Here is a 17,311-nt window from a genome sequence, read left to right on the forward strand (position 1 = left end):
TTGCCGTGATCGCGCCTGATCGCAGTACCGCCACCGTCCCACGGAGCCAGGGGGCCTTCCTGGTGGGCGGGGCGTTCGGGGTACCGGACGGGCACCATCGCGGCTGGATCGTCGTCCTCTCGTACGTGAACTTTCAAAGTCCAACCCCCGTCCGTGCCCTGGTGATCGACGCGGACCCCCGCACCCGGCCGCTGATCACGGAGCTCAGCAAGCTGGGCTTCGAGGTGTACGCGGCCAGTCGCGGCCGGTTCGCGATCCCCGTCGGCCGTTCCACCCGTCCCGACGTCGTCGTCCTGTCCGTGGCCCTGCCGTACGACGAAGGCCTGGAGACGTACGACGGGCTGCGCGCCGCCGGGGTGAACGCGCCGGTGCTGTTCCTCTCCGGCGACGACGACCCGCGGGCCGGGACCGCGGTGCGCCGGGTGATGACGAACGCCGACGGCCATGTCACCAAGCCGTTCGCCCTCGCGGACGCGCTCGCGCGCCTTCAGGAGCTGATGGCCCGGGATCTGGCCGACGAGAGCCGGCTGCTGCGCAGCGGGAACCTCACGGTGCACGCGGAGCGCCGCGCGGTCTGGCGGGACGGCAGCCGGGTGAAGCTGTCGCTGCGGGAGTTCGAGCTGCTGAGCTGCCTCATGGACAACGCCGGCCAGGTGGTCACGAAGAAGCAGATCCTGGAGCGGGTCTGGGGGACACCGTCCCGCTCCGGGGTCGTGGAGACGTACGTCTACTACCTGCGCCGCAAGCTGGGCGACGAGAGCCAGTCGCTGATCCGGACGGTCCGCGGCGTCGGCTACACGATGCCGCGCGGCTGACGCCGAGCCCGTCGGCTCTCCCTCCGGAGACTTCAGCCGTCCAGCGACTCGATCGTCGCGTTGGACGGCCCCCGTGTCGCCCGCAGGTCCCGGGCCACGTCCTCCGCCGCGCCCAGCACGCGGACCGCGTTCTGCCAGGTCAGCTTGGCCAGGTCGGGCCTGGACCAGCCGCGGTCGAGGAGTTCGGCGATGAGGTGGGGGTAGCCGGAGACGTCGTTCAGGCCGTCAGGGGTGAAGGCGGTGCCGTCGTAGTCGCCGCCGATGCCGAGGTGGTCGATACCGGCGACCTCGCGCATGTGGTCCAGGTGGTCGGCCACCGTCGAGACCGTGGCGACCGGGCGGGGGTTGCGCTCCTCGAAGGCCCGGTGGACCTTCATCGCCTCGGGGGTGGTGTCGAGGTGGTGGAAGCCGTGCGCGCTCATGTTCTCGTCGGCCGCGGCCGTCCAGTCCACGGCCGCCTGGAGGACGAACTTCGGCACGAACGTCACCATCGCCATGCCGCCGTTGACGGGAAGGCGTTCCAGGACGTCGTCCGGGACGTTGCGGGGGTGGTCGCAGACCGCCCGGGACGAGGAGTGGGAGAAGATCACCGGGGCGGCCGACGTGTCCAGCGCGTCCCGCATGGTCGTGGCGGCCACGTGCGAGAGGTCGACCAGCATGCCGAGGCGGTTCATCTCCCGTACGACCTCACGGCCGAACGCCGACAGTCCGCCGACTCCCGGTTTGTCGGTCGCCGAGTCCGCCCACGCCACGTTGTCGTTGTGGGTGAGCGTCAGGTAGCGCACGCCGAGCCGGTACAACGCCCGCAGCGTGCCGAGGGAGTCGGCGATGGAGTGGCCGCCCTCCGCTCCCATGAGCGAGGCGATACGGCCCTCGTCCCGGGCCGTCTCCATGTCCGCCGCCGTCAGCGCCGGGCGCAGGTCCCGCGGGTAGCGCGCCAGCAACTGCCGTACGCAGTCGATCTGTTCCAGCGTCGCCGGGACCGGGTCGGGCAGGTCCGAGCGGACGTACACCGACCAGTACTGCGCGCCGACGCCGCCCGCGCGCAGCCGGGGGATGTCGGTGTGCAGGTGGGCGTTCTGGGCGGTGGCGATGTCGCGGGCGTCGAGGTCGTAGCGGACCTGTTCGCGCAGCGCCCAGGGCAGGTCGTTGTGGCCGTCGACGACCGGGAACTCGCGCAGGAGTTCCCGGGCGCTCTCCACGGAGTTCACGGCCGTCACTGCCCGAAGCCGAAGCCGTTGCCCGACCCCTCGGCCTTGGCGCGCAGCCGCTTGCCCTTCTCGGCGGCCTGGTCGTTCAGCTCCTGCTGGAACTCCCGCATCCGGCCGAGGAGTTCCTCGTCGTGCGTGGCCAGGATCCGGGCCGCGAGCAGACCCGCGTTGCGGGCGCCGGCCACGGAGACCGTGGCGACCGGGACACCGGCCGGCATCTGCACGATCGACAGCAGCGAGTCCATGCCGTCGAGGTACTTCAGGGGCACCGGGACGCCGATCACCGGCAGCGGGGTCACGGACGCGAGCATGCCGGGCAGGTGGGCCGCGCCGCCCGCGCCCGCGATGATCACCTTCAGCCCGCGCTCGGCCGCCTGCTCGCCGTACGTGATCATCTCGCGCGGCATCCGGTGCGCGGAGACGACGTCCACCTCGTACGCGATCTCGAACTCGTCGAGGGCCTGGGCGGCGGCCTCCATGACGGGCCAGTCGGAGTCGGACCCCATGACGATGCCAACAACGCTCATTCGGTGATCGTGCCTCTCAGGTAGCCGGCTGCGTGACGGGCGCGTTCCAGCACGTCGTCCAGGTCGTCGCCGTAGGTGTTGACGTGCCCCACCTTGCGGCCGGGCTTCACGTCCTTGCCGTACATGTGGATCTTGAGCTGGGGGTCGCGGGCCATGCAGTGCAGGTACGCGGAGTACATGTCCGGGTAGTCGCCGCCCAGGACGTTGACCATGACCGTCCACGGGGCGCGCGGGCGCGGGTCGCCGAGCGGGAGGTCGAGGACGGCCCGGACGTGGTTGGCGAACTGGGACGTTATCGCGCCGTCCATGGACCAGTGGCCGGAGTTGTGCGGGCGCATCGCGAGTTCGTTGACGAGGATGCGTCCGTCGCGGGTCTGGAACAGCTCGACGGCGAGGTGGCCGACCACGTCCAGTTCCTTGGCGATGCTCAGTGCCATCTCCTCGGCCCTCAGGGCCAGGCCCTGGTCGAGGTCGGGAGCGGGCGCGATCACCGTGTCGCAGACACCGTTGACCTGCTGGGACTCCACCACCGGGTACGCCACAGCCTGGCCGTGCGGGGAGCGCACGACGTTGGCGGCCAGCTCGCGGACGAAGTCGACCTTCTCCTCGGCAAGGACGGGGACGCCGGCACGGAACGGTTCCTCGGCCTGAGCCACGTTGTCGACGACCCACACGCCCTTGCCGTCGTAACCGCCGCGGACGGTCTTGAGGACGACGGGGAAACCGTCCCCCTCGGCTCCCTCGGGAAGACCCTCCGCCGCGAACGCGGCCACGTCGGCCGGGTCGCTCACGATCCGGTGCCGCGGGCACGGCACCCCGATCGCGTCGAGTCTCGCCCGCATCACGCCCTTGTCCTGGGCGTGCACGAGCGCGTCCGGGCCGGGGCGGACGGGGATGCCGTCCGCCTCCAGCGCCCGGAGGTGCTCGGTGGGGACGTGTTCGTGATCGAAGGTGATCACATCGCACCCGCGCGCGAAGTCACGCAGCGTGTCGAGGTCGCGATAGTCGCCGATGACGACATCGCTCACGACCTGCGCCGCGGAATCCTGGGGAGTGTCACTGAGAAGCTTGAACCTGATGCCCAACGGGATGCCCGCTTCGTGTGTCATACGCGCGAGCTGGCCACCGCCGACCATGCCGACTACCGGGAACGTCACGCTCCTAGGGTATCGGCCGCGCCATGGTGGCCGGTTTCCCGCCCTCCGAGCCGGTCTTTGCCGAGCTATGAGGCAGTCCACAGGCGATCACTCATGGGGGGTGGTTAGCATGGCTGAGTTGACGAAAACCTAGGGACGGGGGCCTGGAAAGCCATGGGACGTGGTTCCTCAAGGCTCTCTACGACGCCGCGCAGTGCGGCGCGGCAGCGGATCGACCGGCTCCTGCGTGAGGCCGCCAAGTTCGGCGCGGTGGGCGGCGCGGGGGTGCTGGTCAACCTGCTCGTGTTCAACCTGGTCCGGAACTCGACCCATCTGCAGGTCGTTCGGGCGAGTGTCATCGCGACCGTCGTGGCCATCGCCTTCAACTATGTGGGTTTCCGGTACTTCACCTACCGTGACCGCGACAAGGGCGGCCGTACCAAGGAACTCACACTGTTCCTGCTGTTCAGCGCGGTCGGCCTGGTGATCGAGAACGGTCTGCTCTACACGGCGACGTACGGTTTCGGCTGGGACAGCCCGCTCCAGAGCAACATCTTCAAGTTCGTCGGCATCGGCGTCGCGACCCTGTTCCGTTTCTGGTCGTACCGCACCTGGGTGTTCAAGGCGCTGCCCGCCAAAGAGGCGGTGGCGAGCGCGGAATCGTTCCTGGCGACGGAAGTGAAGAAGCGGCGGACGAAGCAGCCCCTCCCGTAGCCCGGTTCTCCGGCCCTCCAGCGGACCGTCGGCTCCCGTACCCCGTTCCCTCGTTCTCCGGCCTCAGCGGACCGTCGGCTCCCCGTCGTCCGGTACCGGTGGTTTCCTCGCCGGCGTACGCGACAGGAACAGGCCAAACACCGGCGGCTGGGTCTGGAGCATCTCCAGGCGGCCCCCGTCGGCCTCCGCGAGGTCCCGGGCCACCGCCAGTCCGATGCCGGTGGAGTTGCGGCCGCTGATCGCCCGCTCGAAGATCCGCGCCCCGAGGTCGGCGGGCACCCCGGGCCCCTCGTCGGTGACCTCGATGACCGTCTGGTTGCCGGTGACGCGGGTGCGCAGCGCCACCGTGCCGCCGCCGTGCATGAGGGAGTTCTCGATCAGCGCGGCCAGCACCTGTGCGACCGCGCCCGGCGTACCGACCGCCGTCAGGTGCCGCTTCCCGGAGCTGACGATGGCCCGGCCGGCGCTGCGGTAGGCGGGGCGCCACTCGGCGAGCTGCTGCTGGATGACCTTGTCGAGGTCGAAGGTGACGGCGGAACCGGTGCGCGGGTCGCGGGAGTTGGTGAGCAGCCGCTCGACCACGTCCGTGAGCCGCTCGACCTGGGTCAGGGCCACGTTCGCCTCCTCCTTCACCGTGTCCGGGTCGTCGGTGAGGGTGATCTCCTCCAGCCGCATCGACAGCGCGGTCAGCGGCGTACGGAGCTGGTGGGAGGCGTCGGCGGCGAGCCGGCGTTCCGCGGTGAGCATGCGGGCGATGCGCTCGGCGGAGGAGTCCAGCACGTCGGCGACCCGGTCCAGTTCGGGGACGCCGTACCGCTTGTGCCGGGGGCGCGGATCGCCCGAGCCGAGGCGTTCGGCGGTCTCCGCGAGGTCGGTGAGCGGGGAGGCGAGCCGGTTGGCCTGGCGGATCGCGAGCAGTACGGCGGCGATCACCGCGAGCAGCGCCACCAGCCCGATGATCAGCAGGGTCCGGCCGACCTCCTTGGTCACCGAGGAGCGCGGCTCCTCGACGAGGACGGTCTCGCCCTTCTCGCCCTCCGCCTGGCCCCGTATGACGTCGCCGACCGGCCGGGTGCCGACCTCGATGTCGGGCTTCCCGGGGATCCGGATCACGGCGTACCGTTCCGGCGCGACCTGGCCCCGCAGCACCCTCGCGTCGACGGTCCCGGAGGCGATCAGCCGGCTTTCGACGATGCTGGCCAGTCGCTGCGCCTCGGAGTCCACCTTCTCCTGGGCGCTGGTGGAGATGGTGCGGGTCTCGACGATGACGAGGGACACGCCGAACACCGCGATGACGACGAGCACCACGGCGAGGGTGGACTGGATCAGTCGACGGCGCATGACCTCTTACCTGTGCCGGTGGGACGCCTTCCCGGGGGGCGCGGGCGGGGGCTCAGCTCTTCTCGAACCGGAAACCCACACCCCGCACGGTGGCGATGTAGCGCGGGTTCGCCGCGTCGTCGCCCAGCTTCTTCCGCAGCCACGAGATGTGCATGTCGAGCGTCTTGGTCGACGACCACCACGTGGTGTCCCAGACCTCCCGCATCAGCTGGTCGCGGGTCACGACCCGTCCCGCGTCGCGCACCAGGACCCGCAGCAGGTCGAACTCCTTGGCGGTGAGCTGGAGCTCCTCGTCCCCCATCCATGCCCGGTGCGACTCCACGTCGATCCGCACCCCGTGGGTGGCCGGTGCCTGGGCGGGTTCGGCGGCGCCGCGCCGGAGCAGTGCCCGGACCCGGGCGAGCAGTTCGGCGAGCCGGAAGGGCTTGGTGACGTAGTCGTCGGCGCCCGCGTCGAGGCCGACGACGGTGTCCACCTCGTCGGCCCGCGCGGTCAGGATGAGGATCGGCACGGTGAGGCCCTCGGCGCGCAGCCGGCGGGCCACTTCGAGGCCGTCCATTCCGGGCAGCCCCAGGTCGAGCACGACCAGGTCGACGCCGCCCTGCGCTCCGGCGTCGAGCGCGGTGGGGCCGTCCTCACGCACCTCGACCTCGTACCCTTCCCGGCGCAGTGCGCGGGCCAGCGGCTCCGAAATGGACGCGTCGTCCTCGGCGAGCAGTACACGGGTCATGAGGTGATGGTAGTCCGCGCAGGCCAGGAGCTGGGTGTGATCGACAGTCGGTCCTTCTTACCTTTCGGCTTACTGATGCGAACCTGTGCCTGTGGGGTGATAACTCCGCGGAGACCTTGGAAAGGGTGCGTACGGTTCCCTTCTCACCTGTGATTCACCTCTCAAGTCCTTCCATTTCCGCTTCTGTCCTGCCGTATGGTGAATGAAAGCCTGTAGCACCGCGGGGACCTTTGGCGAGGAGTTGACGCTGAAGGTCTCTTTTGTGTGCTGGGCCGGTCACCCGCCGGCCTCGAAAGGAAAGCACCCCAGCAAGGATCGACCATGGCGTCCAGCCTGACGAAGGGCTCGGTGACTCCGGGCACCCCCGGTTCCGAGCGGACCTTCTTCGGCCACCCCCGCGGACTGGCCACTCTCTTCATGACCGAGATGTGGGAGCGATTCTCCTACTACGGCATGAAGGCCCTCCTCGCCGTCTACCTGCTGTCCGGCGGCCCAGACGCCGGCAAGGGCAGCATGGGCGGCGGTCTGGCCATGAACGTGGCCACCACCACGATGATCGTCTCCGTCTACTCGGCGATGGTGTACCTGCTCACCATGCCCGGCGGCTGGCTCGGTGACCGCCTCTGGGGCCCGCGCAGGACGGTGGCCATCGCCGCCGTCACGATCATGGCCGGCCACCTCGTGCTGGCCCTGCCCGGCGGTCAGGCACCGTTCTTCGCAGGCCTGGCGCTGGTCGCGGTCGGTTCGGGTCTGCTCAAGGCCAACATCTCCACGATGGTGGGCCACTTGTACGACGGCCCGGACGACCCGCGCCGCGACGGCGGCTTCACGATCTTCTACATGGGCATCAACGTGGGCGCGTTCTTCGCCCCGCTGGCCATCGGCACCGTCGGCCAGGAGGTCAACTGGCACCTGGGCTTCGGCATGGCCGCGGTCGGCATGGCGATCGGCCTCGCCGCGTTCCTGCTCGGCACCCGCAACCTCAGCCCGAAGAGCAGCGTCGTCCCCAAGCCGCTGGCGGCCGAGGAGCGCGCGGCCTGGCTCCGCAAGGGTCTGATCTGGGTGATCGCGGCGGCCGTCTTCTACGGCGTCGTCGGCGTCACCGGCCACTTCACCCTGAACTGGGCGATGATCCCGCTCACCGTCATCGGTCTGGTCGTCCCGGCGGGCGTGCTGCTGCGCATCAAGCGGGACAAGGAACTCTCGGCAAGCGAGCAGTCGAAGATGACCGGCTACATCTGGTTCTTCGTCGCGGCCGCCGTGTTCTGGATGATCTACGACCAGGGCGCCTCCACCGTCCAGGCGTTCGGCGAGGGCAAGGCCGCCGGCTCGCTGCTCGGATTCGACTTTCCGTCCTCCTGGTACCAGTCGCTGAACCCGCTGTTCATCATGGCGCTGGCCCCGGTGTTCGCCTTCCTCTGGGTGTGGCTGAACCGGAACGGCAAGGAGCCGAGCACCATCGTGAAGTTCTCGATGGGTCTGGTCCTGGTCGGGGTGTCGTTCTTCTTCTTCCTGATCCCGCTCGGCATGGCGGCGAACGGCACCGCGGTCAGCCCGATGTGGCTGGTGGGCATCTACTTCATCCAGACCGTCGGTGAGCTGTGCCTCTCCCCGGTGGGCCTGTCGGTGACGACGAAGATGGCCCCGGCGAAGTACGCAAGCCAGATGATGGGCGTCTGGTTCCTCGCGGTCACCGCGGGCGACTCGGTCACGGGTCTGCTGTCCAACCCGGCCGTCGCCGGTGTCGACCTCAGCGGCACGCCCGCGGTGTTCGGGGAGGCGGCGCTGGCCGCGCTGGCCGGGTTCGCGGTGTGGATGTACCGGCGGAAGGTGAAGTCGCTGATGGGGGATGTTCGCTGAGACCTGCCGCCTGGCTGAGGTGACGGAGGTCGTCGCACCCACGTGGGTGCGACGACCTCTCTTCGCACGGTCCCCGCGCCTCTCCAGGCCGGCTACCGCGCCCTCCGGCCCGGCATGAACGTGAACACCGCGCCGCCCAGGAGGACCGCGGTCCCGGCCACCAGTCCCAGCGCCTTCAGGGCACCGTTGCTCTCCGCGCCCGTCTCGGCCAGTCCCCCGTTGGGCGTCGTACCGGAGGAACCGCCCGAGGAACCACCGGAACCGGAGGAGCCCGCCGAGCCTCCGCCGGACGCCCCGCTCGCCTGTTCCTCCGTGTTCAGCGTGAGCGAGACCTCCGACTTCGTCGGTGTGCACGTCGTGGTCGTGCCCAGGGCCTTGACCGTCAGGACACCCGGCGACAGCGTCGACTCACCGCTCGCCCCCGGCTTGTACGTCCCCGTCAGGTCCGGGATCGCGATCGGGTCGCCCGACTTGATGGCCCCCGCGTTCACCGGGCCCTCCACATGCACCGTGCCCTTGTCGGAGCCGCCCAGGACCACCTCCATCGACGGCTTCACCGAGCCCGCCGGAATGTCGGCCGGGCTGTCCATCACCGACTTCTCGAACCGTACGGTCAGATCGAAACTCCCGCCGCTCTTCCTGGCGTTGATCTGCACGGGCGAGGTCGCGTCCTTGTCGCCGATGGGCGTCTTGCAGGCGTACGGCACCTGGACGGCCTTGCCGGTGAAGTCGGTCTGCCCGGCACCGCCGCCGGAACCCCCGGTGTCCGTGCCCCCGCTCCCGCTCTCGGAGGCGGTCGGTGTCCCGCTCGGTGTGTGCGTCGGCGTCGGGGACGTACTGCCGGTCGGGTCAGGGGTCCCGCTCGGCGGCGGACTCCCCTCCCCCGCCGTCACGTTGATGGTCGCGGCCGGCTGCACGGCCGCCGTCGGCGCGCACTTCGTGTCCGTCGACATGGCGTTGACGACGTACGCGTCCGGCGTCAGCGTCAACTGCCCCGGCGCGGTCGGCTTCAGCGTGCCCTTCATGTCGGACAGCACCATCGCCCCGCCCTTGGGGATCGCCGGGTTCTCCCGCGGCCCCCGCATCGCCACGTCGGCGGACTGCGCCCCGGCGACCTTCAGCGTCCCCGACGGCTGGACGGAGTTCGCCGGCAGGTCGATGATGTCCGGGTTCTTCGAGGCGGCCTGCACGAACTTCCAGACCACCTGCACCTCCTCGCCGACCTTCGCGGTGACCGGTGCGGTGATCTCCACCTTGGTGGTGCCGTCGATCGGGTCGAGCCCGATCCCGGCGGGCGGGACGCACCTCGTCGCGTACGTCACCTCCGCGGCCTGCGCCGGACCCACGGCCACCCCGAGCAGGGCCCCGGCCCCGCCCAGCACCAGCGCGAGGCCCGCGGCACCCGTTCCTCTCCGTCTGCCGGCCGGCAGGACTCTCCTTCGCTCGCTCACGTCGGTCCCTTCCTGGTGGGAGTCGTAGGACTCGTGGAAGTCCCAGGACTCGTCGGAGTCACAGGACCCGTGGGAGTCGAGGGACTCGTCGGAGCCGTAGGACTCGTCGGACTGTCGTCGTGCGGTGCGGAGAGTCGACCGGCCGTACCCGGATCGGCGTCCGGGGTGAACCACGGCAGGGTCGAAGCGGATGGGGGTGCCCGGTGCGCGGCCTCGGAGGGCTTCAACCCGGGCAGGCGCAGGGCGAGTTCGGACAGCGGCAGTCCGATGCCCCGGTGCCGGATCCCGCCGGCCCGGCGCGGCCGGACACGGTCCACGACCGCCATGCCGGCCCGGAACACCGCGGCCGGTACGACCAGGCCGACCAGGACCCAGAACAGGGTCACGCCCCAGGGCCGCCCCACGCCCCAGGGCTGCTCGGCGAGGACCTTCCCGCCGTACTTGAGGGAGACGGTGTAGTCGCCGTGCGCGCCGCCCGTGAGCTCGACGGGCAGTTCGATCCGCGCCTTCCTGCCCGGCTGGATCGTGCCGCGCCACTGCTGTTCCTCCCACTGCGGGGCGAACACGCCGTGGGAGGTGCCGACCTGGAAGACGGGGTCCTTGACGGCGGAGGTCCCGACGTTGCCGACGGTCAGGACGAGGGTGCGGGCGGGCGGCGCCCCGAACCAGGTCAGCAGCCCGCCGGAACCGTCGAGCCGGGTGTCCGTGAGCACGGACAGGCGTCCGCCGGCCGGTTCCGCGGGCAGCGGTTCGACGGCGTGCCCGGCGACCTGGAAGACCGCGTCGGCCTCGGCCTTCGCCCCGGTCACCGTCGCCACGTGCACCACGCACGGACACGGCACCGGCGGCTCGGCCACCGGCAGCTTCCGGCTGAACCGGCCCTGACCGTCGGTCGTCACGGCCCGGCCGTCCGCGTTGGCGCAGGAGTTGGTGCCGCCGACCACTCCCCGGGACGGCTCGGCCTGCCCGCAGACCAGGATCATCAGCAGTGCCCGTTCCCGCCACCCGCTGCCGGTGACGGTGATCGAACCCCCGGTCCCCGCCTGCGACGCGGACAGCTTCACACTCGGCCCGTCGGCCGCCGCGGCGACGCCCGCCCAAGGCGTCAGGAGCAGTGCGAGCAGCAGCGCCAGCACCGGAATCCGTACCCTCCCGATCACGTGCTCGCTCCCGTCAACTCGGCTTGGTGGTCCGGGCAGGGGGCCGCCCCGCCGCCTTTGTCGCTACGGCGTCCACGCCGCCGTACGACGACGAGGGCACCGCCCGCCGCCACCGCGCTCCCCGCGCCCGCCACCGCACCCCACGGCACGAACCGCGCCGGTACGAGGGCGGTGTCCTGTGCTCCGCCGCCGGCCGTCACCGTCAGCCGGACGTCGACCGCGTCCAGGGCGGGCCGGCTCGGCCACGGCTCGGTGAGGCGGAGGCGGCGGCCGGGGGCCAGTTCGACGGGCAGGGTGCGCGGGGCGCGGTCGAGGACCGGGCCGAACAGTCCGTCCGCCCGCACGGCGAGGGTCGGTACGAGGACGGTCGTACCCCGGTTGACCAGCTCGTACGCGATGCGGTCACCGTGCACGGTGACGTGTTCGACAGTCAGCGCGGACAGTTCCGGCCCGTCGGCGCGGAGCGTGAGCGGCACGGTCCGGGACCGGCCGTCGGTGTCGCGGGCGACGATCGCGCCGGAGCTGTCGCCGGGGGCGGCGTCCTCGGGGACGCTCACGGTGAAGGGCACGTCGGCGCGGGTGCGGGCGGGCACCCGGACGGACGGCCCGGCGAAGGAGATCGCCACGCCGGTGCCGCTCAGCCGTACGGTGACCGCTCTCCCGCTCCGGTTGGTCACGGACACCGTGTCCTGCAGGACCGTCCCGGGCGCGCCCTCGGCGTAGAAGGCGGGCCGGCCGCCGCCGGACGGCGCGAGGGACCAGCCGTCGGCGACCGGGGCCGCGGAGGCAGCCGGGGCTGCATGCGCGGTGGGCGCGCTGAGCGCGGCGGAAGCGGTGGCGAGCAGCGTCAGCAGGGACAGGCACAGGACGCTGAGGGCTCGGTCGGTGGACGGCATGGGCGGCTCCGGCGGTCGTCACCAACGAGGGATCAGCGGCGGGCCGCCTGGTTCCGCCGGGTCAGCCACAGCACCCCGGCCGCGCCCGAGAGCAGCACCGTGCCGCCGAGCGTGCCGAGGGCGATCGCGGAGTCCTCGGGACCGGTCTGCGGGAGCGCGGCGCCGGAGTCACTGCCCGCGTCACTCCCCGAGTCGCTACCGCCCTGGGTGCCGCCCGAGGAACCCCCGCCCGCCGCCGTCACGTCCAGGGACAGGGACGGCTTCGGGTTGTTCGTCGGTGTGCAGGTGGTCGTCGTACCCAGCGCCTTGATGGTGAGGACGCCCGCCGTCAAGGTGACCTTGCCGCTCTTCTTCGGGGTGTACGTCCCCGACAGGTCGCTGACCTTGATGGGTGTGTTGGCGGGGATCGCCTCCTGGTTGGCGGGCCCGGTGACGTTCACCGTCCCGCTGTCGGCGCCGCCGAGCTTGACGGTGGCGCTCGGGTTCATCGCGCCCTTGCCCAGTTCGACCGGGCTGGAGGAGACGCCCTTCTGCCACGACATGGTGAGCTTGTAGCCGGCGCCGCTCTTGACGCTCTTGATGTCGATGGGCGAGACGGCGGTCTTGACCCCGATCGGCGTCTCGCACCGGTAGTTGACGTCGACGACCTCGGCGTGGGCTGCGGGGGCGGCCATCAGCACCGCCGAGCCGGCCAGGGCCGCGACGGACGCGAGCGCGGCGGTTCGTTTCTGGTACGTCCGGTTCGACACTGTCCCCTCATTCCTGCAGGCGTTCCTGAAGGTTCCTGACGGCACATCAGATCGGCCGTCAAGGTACGCCCGGGGCCCGGAGGAGGGAAGACACAGGGAGCGCCGGATCTGTGGTGATCCGGCGCGGGTGACGTGACGTACGAAGAAGAGTCGGAGGTCAGGTCGAACCGCGGGTAACCCTAGGTCGCAGGTCCCAGGGCTGCCCGGGGCTACGCAGGTGCGCCCAGCTCGGCCCATACCGTCTTGCCGGCGACCCCCGGGGCGCGCAGGACGCCCCAGTCCAGGCACAGCCGCTGCACGATGAACATGCCGTGACCGCCGGGGCGGCCGGCGCGGTGCGGGGTGCGCGGGGCCGGCTGGCCGGTGCCCTTGTCGGAGACCTCGACGCGGATCACCTTGTTGTCGCAGGCGATCCACAGCTCGTCCGGCCCCTCGGCGTGCAGGCAGGCGTTGGTGACCAGTTCGGACACGACGAGCAGCACGTCCTCAGCGGCGGCCCGCTGGTCGGCGGTGGCGGCGGGCAGCCAGCCCCACGCGTACAGCGCCTGGCGGGTGAAGTCGCGGGCGAGCGGCACGACCCCGCTCTCGCCACGGAAGCTCAGTCTGCGGACCTGACGTCCCCCCGACGACACGGCCGCGCCCCCACCGGACGCCCCGGTCGCCGGCACGCCTCCCTCGGACGCCCCGGAAGCGCCGCTGGGCTCCGGGCCGCGGTCGCCCGGCGGATAAGGCCGGGTGGTGCTCATCAGCGCTTCACCTCACCGATTCACCAGTTCACGATTCTCAACATCACTGCTCAGCCGGTACGACCGATCGGACTCCCGCACGGTCACCGGGTTCCCACACAGTCAGTACGGATGTCTCCTGCCCGAGCCGACCGGTCGAACACCCCTGTCTTTCGACACGAAGGCGTGCCGACCCGAAAGCGACGGCCCAGGGGGGAGGAGCGAGGCATCAGCCCGGCCCGGCCACTCAACCGGCCTCTTCGGCCTCGCCCGGCTCGCCGGCCAGAGCCGCTTCCAAGGTGTCATGGACAGTGAAGACCGCATCCGCCCCCGTAATCTCGAAGACTCGCGACACAACGGGCAGCATCCCCGCCAGATGCACCCCACCCCCGGCCGCCTCCGCCTTCAGTCGCGCACCCAGCAGCACGTTCAACCCTGTGGAGTCGCAGAACTCCAGGCGTGAGCAGTCGACCACCAGTCGGCTGAATCCCTTGGCGAGGCAGTCGTCGAGGGGCTCGCGCAACAGATCGGCGGTGTGGTGATCCAACTCACCCGCCGGGGTCACGACAGCACTAGAGCCCTCTTCTCGCACCTCCACCAGAAGCCGGCCCGACTGTGCGCTGCCGACTGTCCCGCGGTCCATGCGTCTCTCTCTCCCGACGTCGTGGCTGCTGATGACGCCCTCGAACACTACGCCTTCTCCACACTCCCCGACACCCGAACAATCACACGCAAACGGACATATACCAACAGAACACACTTGCGGAGGGCTCGGGAAAGCGGGTAGGGCTAGTAAGTACACGCACCCGACACGGCCGGCTTTGGAGGCGCCGCACACCGCAGTGCACGGAACTGGCTTCGGCAGCCTTATGCCGAGAACGATGGAGGACATCATGTCACCCCGGCTCGACGCATCGCATACCCATCAGGCGACGTCGACATCCCCCCCGGAACATCTGGATCCCATCGGGCACGACAGCGACGTACGTCCCGACGCGGACGACGTACTCGCCGGCCTCCCGGAGATCCCGCCTTACGACGAGGTGGGGCCGGTGGACGCACGGGCCCTGTCCAAGACCCTCTTCGCGCGGCTGGAATCGCTGGAAGAAGGCACCCACGAATACTCGTACGTCCGCAACACGCTCGTCGAACTCAACCTCGCCCTCGTGAAGTTCGCCGCCTCCCGCTTCCGCTCCCGCAGTGAGCCGATGGAGGACATCATCCAGGTCGGCACCATCGGCCTGATCAAGGCGATCGACCGCTTCGAACTCAGCCGGGGAGTGGAGTTCCCCACTTTCGCGATGCCAACCATCGTCGGCGAGATCAAGCGTTTCTTCCGCGACACCTCCTGGTCCGTACGCGTCCCGCGCCGGCTCCAGGAACTGCGGCTCGACCTGGCCAAGGCCGGTGACGAGCTGGCCCAGAAGTTCGACCGCGCGCCGACGGTGGGCGAACTCGCGGAGCGCCTCGACCTGTCGAAGGAAGAGGTCGTCGAGGGCATGGCCGCGTCGAACGCGTACACCGCCTCCTCGCTGGACGCCCAGCCGGAGGAGGACGACGCCGAGGGCGCCCTCGCGGACCGTATCGGCTACGAGGACCACGGAATCGAAGGCATCGAGTACGTCGAGTCCTTGAAGCCCCTGATCGCCGAACTTCCCTCCCGGGACCGCACGATCCTGTCCCTGCGCTTCGTCGCGGGCATGACCCAGTCCGAGATCGGCGACGAACTCGGCATCTCGCAGATGCACGTGTCCCGGTTGCTGTCGCGGACGCTGGTGAAGCTGCGCAAGGGCCTGACCGTCGAGGAGTGACGGTGATGTCCGAGGAGTGACGGTGGCGTCCGCCGGGGTCGCACATCCGCCAGCACGGCAACCCGGGCCGCTCCGGCCCGGGTTGCCGTGCGGCGGGCCCCTGCGGAGCCGTCGGCTGAAAGCTTGCTGTTACCCGGGGGAACCCCTTTCCCCCAAGGCCCCCGTCCATCACTATGGGCACCCTTCACCGACTGGCTGGTACGTCAGGACGGCCGGACGGGGCGGCGGCAGGGTGGCAGGAGGCGGGCGGATGGCTCGGGCCGACGGGACCGACGACGAGGTCGGGAACGCGGGCGGTTCCCATGGGAGCACGTCTGTGTACGCGGGCGCCTCTGACGCACGCCTCACCGAACTCCTGCGCGCCGACACGGCCACCGCCTACCTGGGCCTCCAGGAGCTCCGCGCCCGGCATCGCCCGTCCGTCCTCGCCTACGCCCGCCTGTGCGCGACCAGCGAGTCGACGGCACGGCAGTTGGCGGCCCAGGCGTTCACGCTCGCGGCCCGCGAGACGGCCCGGGGCACCGACCCCGGCGTCCCGTGGCGCCACCGGCTCCTGCTGCTGACCGGGCGGGTGGCCGCGTCCTGGGCGGTGGACGAGCGATCGGCGGGCCTCGACCCGGGCCTGCTGCGGGTCCTGAACACCGCGCTCCCCGACGGCCCTCCCCCACCCCTGCTCGCGCCCTTCCAGTCCCTCCCTTCCCGGGCGCAGGGCCTCATCTGGTACGGCGTCGTCGAGCGGGAGCCGACGGACCGCACCGCCGCCTACCTGGGCCTCACCCGAGAGGACGTCACCTACGGCACGGACCAGGCCCTCCAGGCCATGGCCCAGGCCTGCCTCCGCGCCCGCCTCGCCGCGTCCGACGATGCCCGCTGCGGCGACTTCCGCCGCCTGATCGAGGAGGCGGTACGGCCGGAGACCCCGCGCGCGAGCCCCGACCTGGACGCCCACATGGCGCACTGCGCCACCTGCACGACGGCGTACGAGGAACTGACCTCCCTGCGCGACACCCCGCGCACGGCGCTGGCGGAGGGCCTGCTGCCGTGGGCGGGGACGGCGTACGGAGCACGTGAGGCGGCGGGACCGGGTGACGGGTCCCGGCGGGCGGGGCGACGCGGCGGTGGTGCTTCGCGCGCGGCAGGTATCCGGAGCGGTAGCGGATCCCGCACGCCGGCCGGCATCTGGCCACCGTCCAGACGCCTCGCGCTCGCCTCGGCGGCCCTCGGTGTCGCCCTCGCCCCGCTGCTGATACTCCTGCTCACGCAGGGCAACGGCTCACCGTCCGGCGACGCGGCGGGCGCCGAGGTGAGCACGCCGACGACTCCACCCCGGGTGACGGTGACCGCGACGCCCTCGCCGCCCCCGTCCCCCTCCGCGACCAGCAAGCCGCCGTCCCCGACGAGAAGTTCGCCCCCACCGCAACCGACCAAGTCCGCGAGCCCGTCCCCGACGCGCAGCACGCCACCGCCTCCACCGCCTCCCCCGCCGGGCAGCGCCTACGCCCAGGTGGTGAACCTCGCCTCGGGCCGCTGCCTGGACGTCGACGGCGACCTCAAGAACGGCACGGATGTCGTCACCGCCCCCTGCACCGCCGCCTCGACCCAGCGCTGGCGCGTCGACGCGGACCGGGGTGTCGTGCAGTCGTCGGCAGACTCCGACTTCTGCCTGGACAGCCGGGGTGACGTGGACAAGGGCGTCGGCATCTGGGAGTGCGACTCGGTCGACGGGAGTCACGGCGAGAATCTGCGGTTCACCGTGGACAGCGACGGCGTGATCCGACCGGCGATCGCGATCGAGACGGCGATCACTCCGGATGGCGGTAATGGGGGTGCCGGGGTGTCGCTGGTGGCGTTGAGCGGGGGCGCGGGGCAGCGATGGCGGGCGGGGGCGAGTTGAGGCACCCCCACTCGGCGACCGGGCCTGTCAGAGGCGCTCGGCGAACAGCTCCGAGGCATCGGTGACCTGGTAGGAACGGTCAAGCCAGGTTTCGAGTCGGTCCAGGTCGGTTGAGGAGAGGACACGGTCGCGAACCTCGTCGGGCACGCCGATCTGACGCCACCGGAGGACACGCAGAACACCCTCGGCTCGCTCTTGAGCCCGGCCCTCCCTTCGGCCTTCCTCCCGGCCTTCCTCGCGCACCTGCTCGGCCAGCGGGTGCCGCCAGAAGTAGTCGATCCCTGTCACGGC

17 protein-coding genes are annotated in these 17,311 nt (G+C 70.9%); 5 read left to right on the forward strand and 12 right to left on the reverse strand.

The genetic code is table 11. From position 1 onward, the window contains the following. The first annotated feature begins 5 nt into the window (after positions 1 to 5). Positions 6 to 815 carry a response regulator transcription factor gene (locus ACIBK3_RS43400; RefSeq protein WP_399373892.1) on the forward strand — a complete coding sequence of 270 codons (810 nt, stop codon included), beginning with the start codon at positions 6 to 8 and terminating at the stop codon, positions 813 to 815. Positions 816 to 847: 32 nt separating this feature from the next. Here the strand turns inward: ACIBK3_RS43400 and ACIBK3_RS43405 are convergent, their stop codons facing one another. Genes ACIBK3_RS43405 through ACIBK3_RS43415 form a run of 3 tightly spaced genes read right to left on the reverse strand, consistent with a single transcriptional unit; the run spans position 848 to position 3,710 of the window. Further along, a complete protein-coding gene (locus tag ACIBK3_RS43405; protein ID WP_399373975.1) occupies positions 848 to 2,026 on the reverse strand; it encodes a dipeptidase in 1,179 nt (392 codons plus the stop codon). Positions 2,027 to 2,031: 5 nt separating this feature from the next. Next, complete coding sequence (gene purE / locus ACIBK3_RS43410; protein ID WP_399373894.1) at positions 2,032 to 2,553, reverse strand: 5-(carboxyamino)imidazole ribonucleotide mutase; 522 nt, start codon at positions 2,551 to 2,553, stop codon at positions 2,032 to 2,034. Next, on the reverse strand, positions 2,550 to 3,710 hold the full coding sequence (locus ACIBK3_RS43415; protein WP_399373896.1) for a 5-(carboxyamino)imidazole ribonucleotide synthase: 1,161 nt from the start codon (positions 3,708 to 3,710) through the stop codon (positions 2,550 to 2,552). The genes purE and ACIBK3_RS43415 overlap by 4 nt, the downstream gene beginning before the upstream one ends. 153 nt (positions 3,711 to 3,863) lie before the next feature. On the opposite strand from ACIBK3_RS43415, the gene ACIBK3_RS43420 reads away from it, so the two are divergent. Continuing rightward, the gene (locus ACIBK3_RS43420) at positions 3,864 to 4,403 is read left to right on the forward strand and encodes a GtrA family protein (RefSeq protein WP_399373898.1); all 540 of its coding nucleotides are present in this window, start codon (positions 3,864 to 3,866) and stop codon (positions 4,401 to 4,403) included. 63 nt (positions 4,404 to 4,466) lie between these two features. On the opposite strand, the gene ACIBK3_RS43425 is transcribed toward ACIBK3_RS43420, so the two are convergent. Further along, a complete protein-coding gene (locus ACIBK3_RS43425) occupies positions 4,467 to 5,744 on the reverse strand; it encodes an ATP-binding protein (RefSeq protein ID WP_399373899.1) in 1,278 nt (425 codons plus the stop codon). Between the two features lie 52 nt (positions 5,745 to 5,796). Continuing rightward, a complete protein-coding gene (locus ACIBK3_RS43430; RefSeq protein WP_399373901.1) occupies positions 5,797 to 6,474 on the reverse strand; it encodes a response regulator transcription factor in 678 nt (225 codons plus the stop codon). A gap of 321 nt (positions 6,475 to 6,795) precedes the next feature. On the opposite strand from ACIBK3_RS43430, the gene ACIBK3_RS43435 reads away from it, so the two are divergent. After that, positions 6,796 to 8,334 carry a peptide MFS transporter gene (locus ACIBK3_RS43435; RefSeq protein ID WP_399373903.1) on the forward strand — a complete coding sequence of 513 codons (1,539 nt, stop codon included), beginning with the start codon at positions 6,796 to 6,798 and terminating at the stop codon, positions 8,332 to 8,334. Positions 8,335 to 8,426: 92 nt separating this feature from the next. Here the strand turns inward: ACIBK3_RS43435 and ACIBK3_RS43440 are convergent, their stop codons facing one another. The 6 genes from ACIBK3_RS43440 to ACIBK3_RS43465 form a co-directional block, all read right to left on the reverse strand. Next, the gene (locus tag ACIBK3_RS43440) at positions 8,427 to 9,785 is read right to left on the reverse strand and encodes a hypothetical protein (protein WP_399373904.1); all 1,359 of its coding nucleotides are present in this window, start codon (positions 9,783 to 9,785) and stop codon (positions 8,427 to 8,429) included. Next, complete coding sequence (locus ACIBK3_RS43445) at positions 9,782 to 10,945, reverse strand: hypothetical protein (RefSeq protein WP_399373905.1); 1,164 nt, start codon at positions 10,943 to 10,945, stop codon at positions 9,782 to 9,784. Before ACIBK3_RS43445 ends, ACIBK3_RS43440 begins: the two co-directional genes overlap by 4 nt. Continuing rightward, positions 10,942 to 11,841, reverse strand: a complete 900-nt coding sequence (locus ACIBK3_RS43450; RefSeq protein ID WP_399373907.1) for a hypothetical protein — start codon at positions 11,839 to 11,841, stop codon at positions 10,942 to 10,944. Before ACIBK3_RS43450 ends, ACIBK3_RS43445 begins: the two co-directional genes overlap by 4 nt. A 32-nt stretch (positions 11,842 to 11,873) precedes the next feature. Continuing rightward, entirely contained in the window at positions 11,874 to 12,590 is a 717-nt protein-coding gene (locus ACIBK3_RS43455; protein WP_399373909.1) for an LPXTG cell wall anchor domain-containing protein, read from the reverse strand. 209 nt (positions 12,591 to 12,799) lie between these two features. Further along, positions 12,800 to 13,336: an ATP-binding protein gene (locus tag ACIBK3_RS43460; RefSeq protein WP_399373911.1), complete on the reverse strand. Its 537-nt coding sequence runs from the start codon at positions 13,334 to 13,336 to the stop codon at positions 12,800 to 12,802. A 226-nt stretch (positions 13,337 to 13,562) separates the two neighbouring features. Continuing rightward, the gene (locus ACIBK3_RS43465) at positions 13,563 to 13,958 is read right to left on the reverse strand and encodes an STAS domain-containing protein (protein ID WP_399373976.1); all 396 of its coding nucleotides are present in this window, start codon (positions 13,956 to 13,958) and stop codon (positions 13,563 to 13,565) included. Between the two features lie 238 nt (positions 13,959 to 14,196). On the opposite strand from ACIBK3_RS43465, the gene ACIBK3_RS43470 reads away from it, so the two are divergent. Both ACIBK3_RS43470 and ACIBK3_RS43475 read left to right on the forward strand, forming a co-directional pair. Then, on the forward strand, positions 14,197 to 15,126 hold the full coding sequence (locus ACIBK3_RS43470; RefSeq protein ID WP_399373913.1) for an RNA polymerase sigma factor SigF: 930 nt from the start codon (positions 14,197 to 14,199) through the stop codon (positions 15,124 to 15,126). A gap of 250 nt (positions 15,127 to 15,376) precedes the next feature. Then, complete coding sequence (locus ACIBK3_RS43475; protein ID WP_399373914.1) at positions 15,377 to 17,020, forward strand: ricin-type beta-trefoil lectin domain protein; 1,644 nt, start codon at positions 15,377 to 15,379, stop codon at positions 17,018 to 17,020. A gap of 27 nt (positions 17,021 to 17,047) precedes the next feature. Here the strand turns inward: ACIBK3_RS43475 and ACIBK3_RS43480 are convergent, their stop codons facing one another. Then, positions 17,048 to 17,308 (reverse strand): hypothetical protein, encoded by a 261-nt coding sequence (locus tag ACIBK3_RS43480; protein WP_399373916.1) that lies wholly within the window; start codon positions 17,306 to 17,308, stop codon positions 17,048 to 17,050. Positions 17,309 to 17,311: the final 3 nt, after the last annotated feature.

Source organism: Streptomyces sp. NPDC050287 (genome assembly GCF_044459385.1).
Classification (GTDB): Bacteria; Actinomycetota; Actinomycetes; order Streptomycetales; family Streptomycetaceae; genus Streptomyces.

What these genes read in the sequence shown, in the direction of transcription:
- purE (WP_399373894.1), bottom strand. Translation starts at nt 2,553, where the DNA reads ATGAGCGTTGTTGGCATCGTCATGGGGTCCGACTCCGACTGGCCCGTC.
- ACIBK3_RS43430 (WP_399373901.1), bottom strand. Translation starts at nt 6,474, where the DNA reads ATGACCCGTGTACTGCTCGCCGAGGACGACGCGTCCATTTCGGAGCCG.
- ACIBK3_RS43460 (WP_399373911.1), bottom strand. Translation starts at nt 13,336, where the DNA reads ATGAGCACCACCCGGCCTTATCCGCCGGGCGACCGCGGCCCGGAGCCC.
- ACIBK3_RS43420 (WP_399373898.1), top strand. Translation starts at nt 3,864, where the DNA reads ATGGGACGTGGTTCCTCAAGGCTCTCTACGACGCCGCGCAGTGCGGCG.
- ACIBK3_RS43450 (WP_399373907.1), bottom strand. Translation starts at nt 11,841, where the DNA reads ATGCCGTCCACCGACCGAGCCCTCAGCGTCCTGTGCCTGTCCCTGCTG.
- ACIBK3_RS43435 (WP_399373903.1), top strand. Translation starts at nt 6,796, where the DNA reads ATGGCGTCCAGCCTGACGAAGGGCTCGGTGACTCCGGGCACCCCCGGT.
- ACIBK3_RS43475 (WP_399373914.1), top strand. Translation starts at nt 15,377, where the DNA reads ATGGCTCGGGCCGACGGGACCGACGACGAGGTCGGGAACGCGGGCGGT.
- ACIBK3_RS43465 (WP_399373976.1), bottom strand. Translation starts at nt 13,958, where the DNA reads ATGGACCGCGGGACAGTCGGCAGCGCACAGTCGGGCCGGCTTCTGGTG.
- ACIBK3_RS43425 (WP_399373899.1), bottom strand. Translation starts at nt 5,744, where the DNA reads ATGCGCCGTCGACTGATCCAGTCCACCCTCGCCGTGGTGCTCGTCGTC.
- ACIBK3_RS43470 (WP_399373913.1), top strand. Translation starts at nt 14,197, where the DNA reads ATGGAGGACATCATGTCACCCCGGCTCGACGCATCGCATACCCATCAG.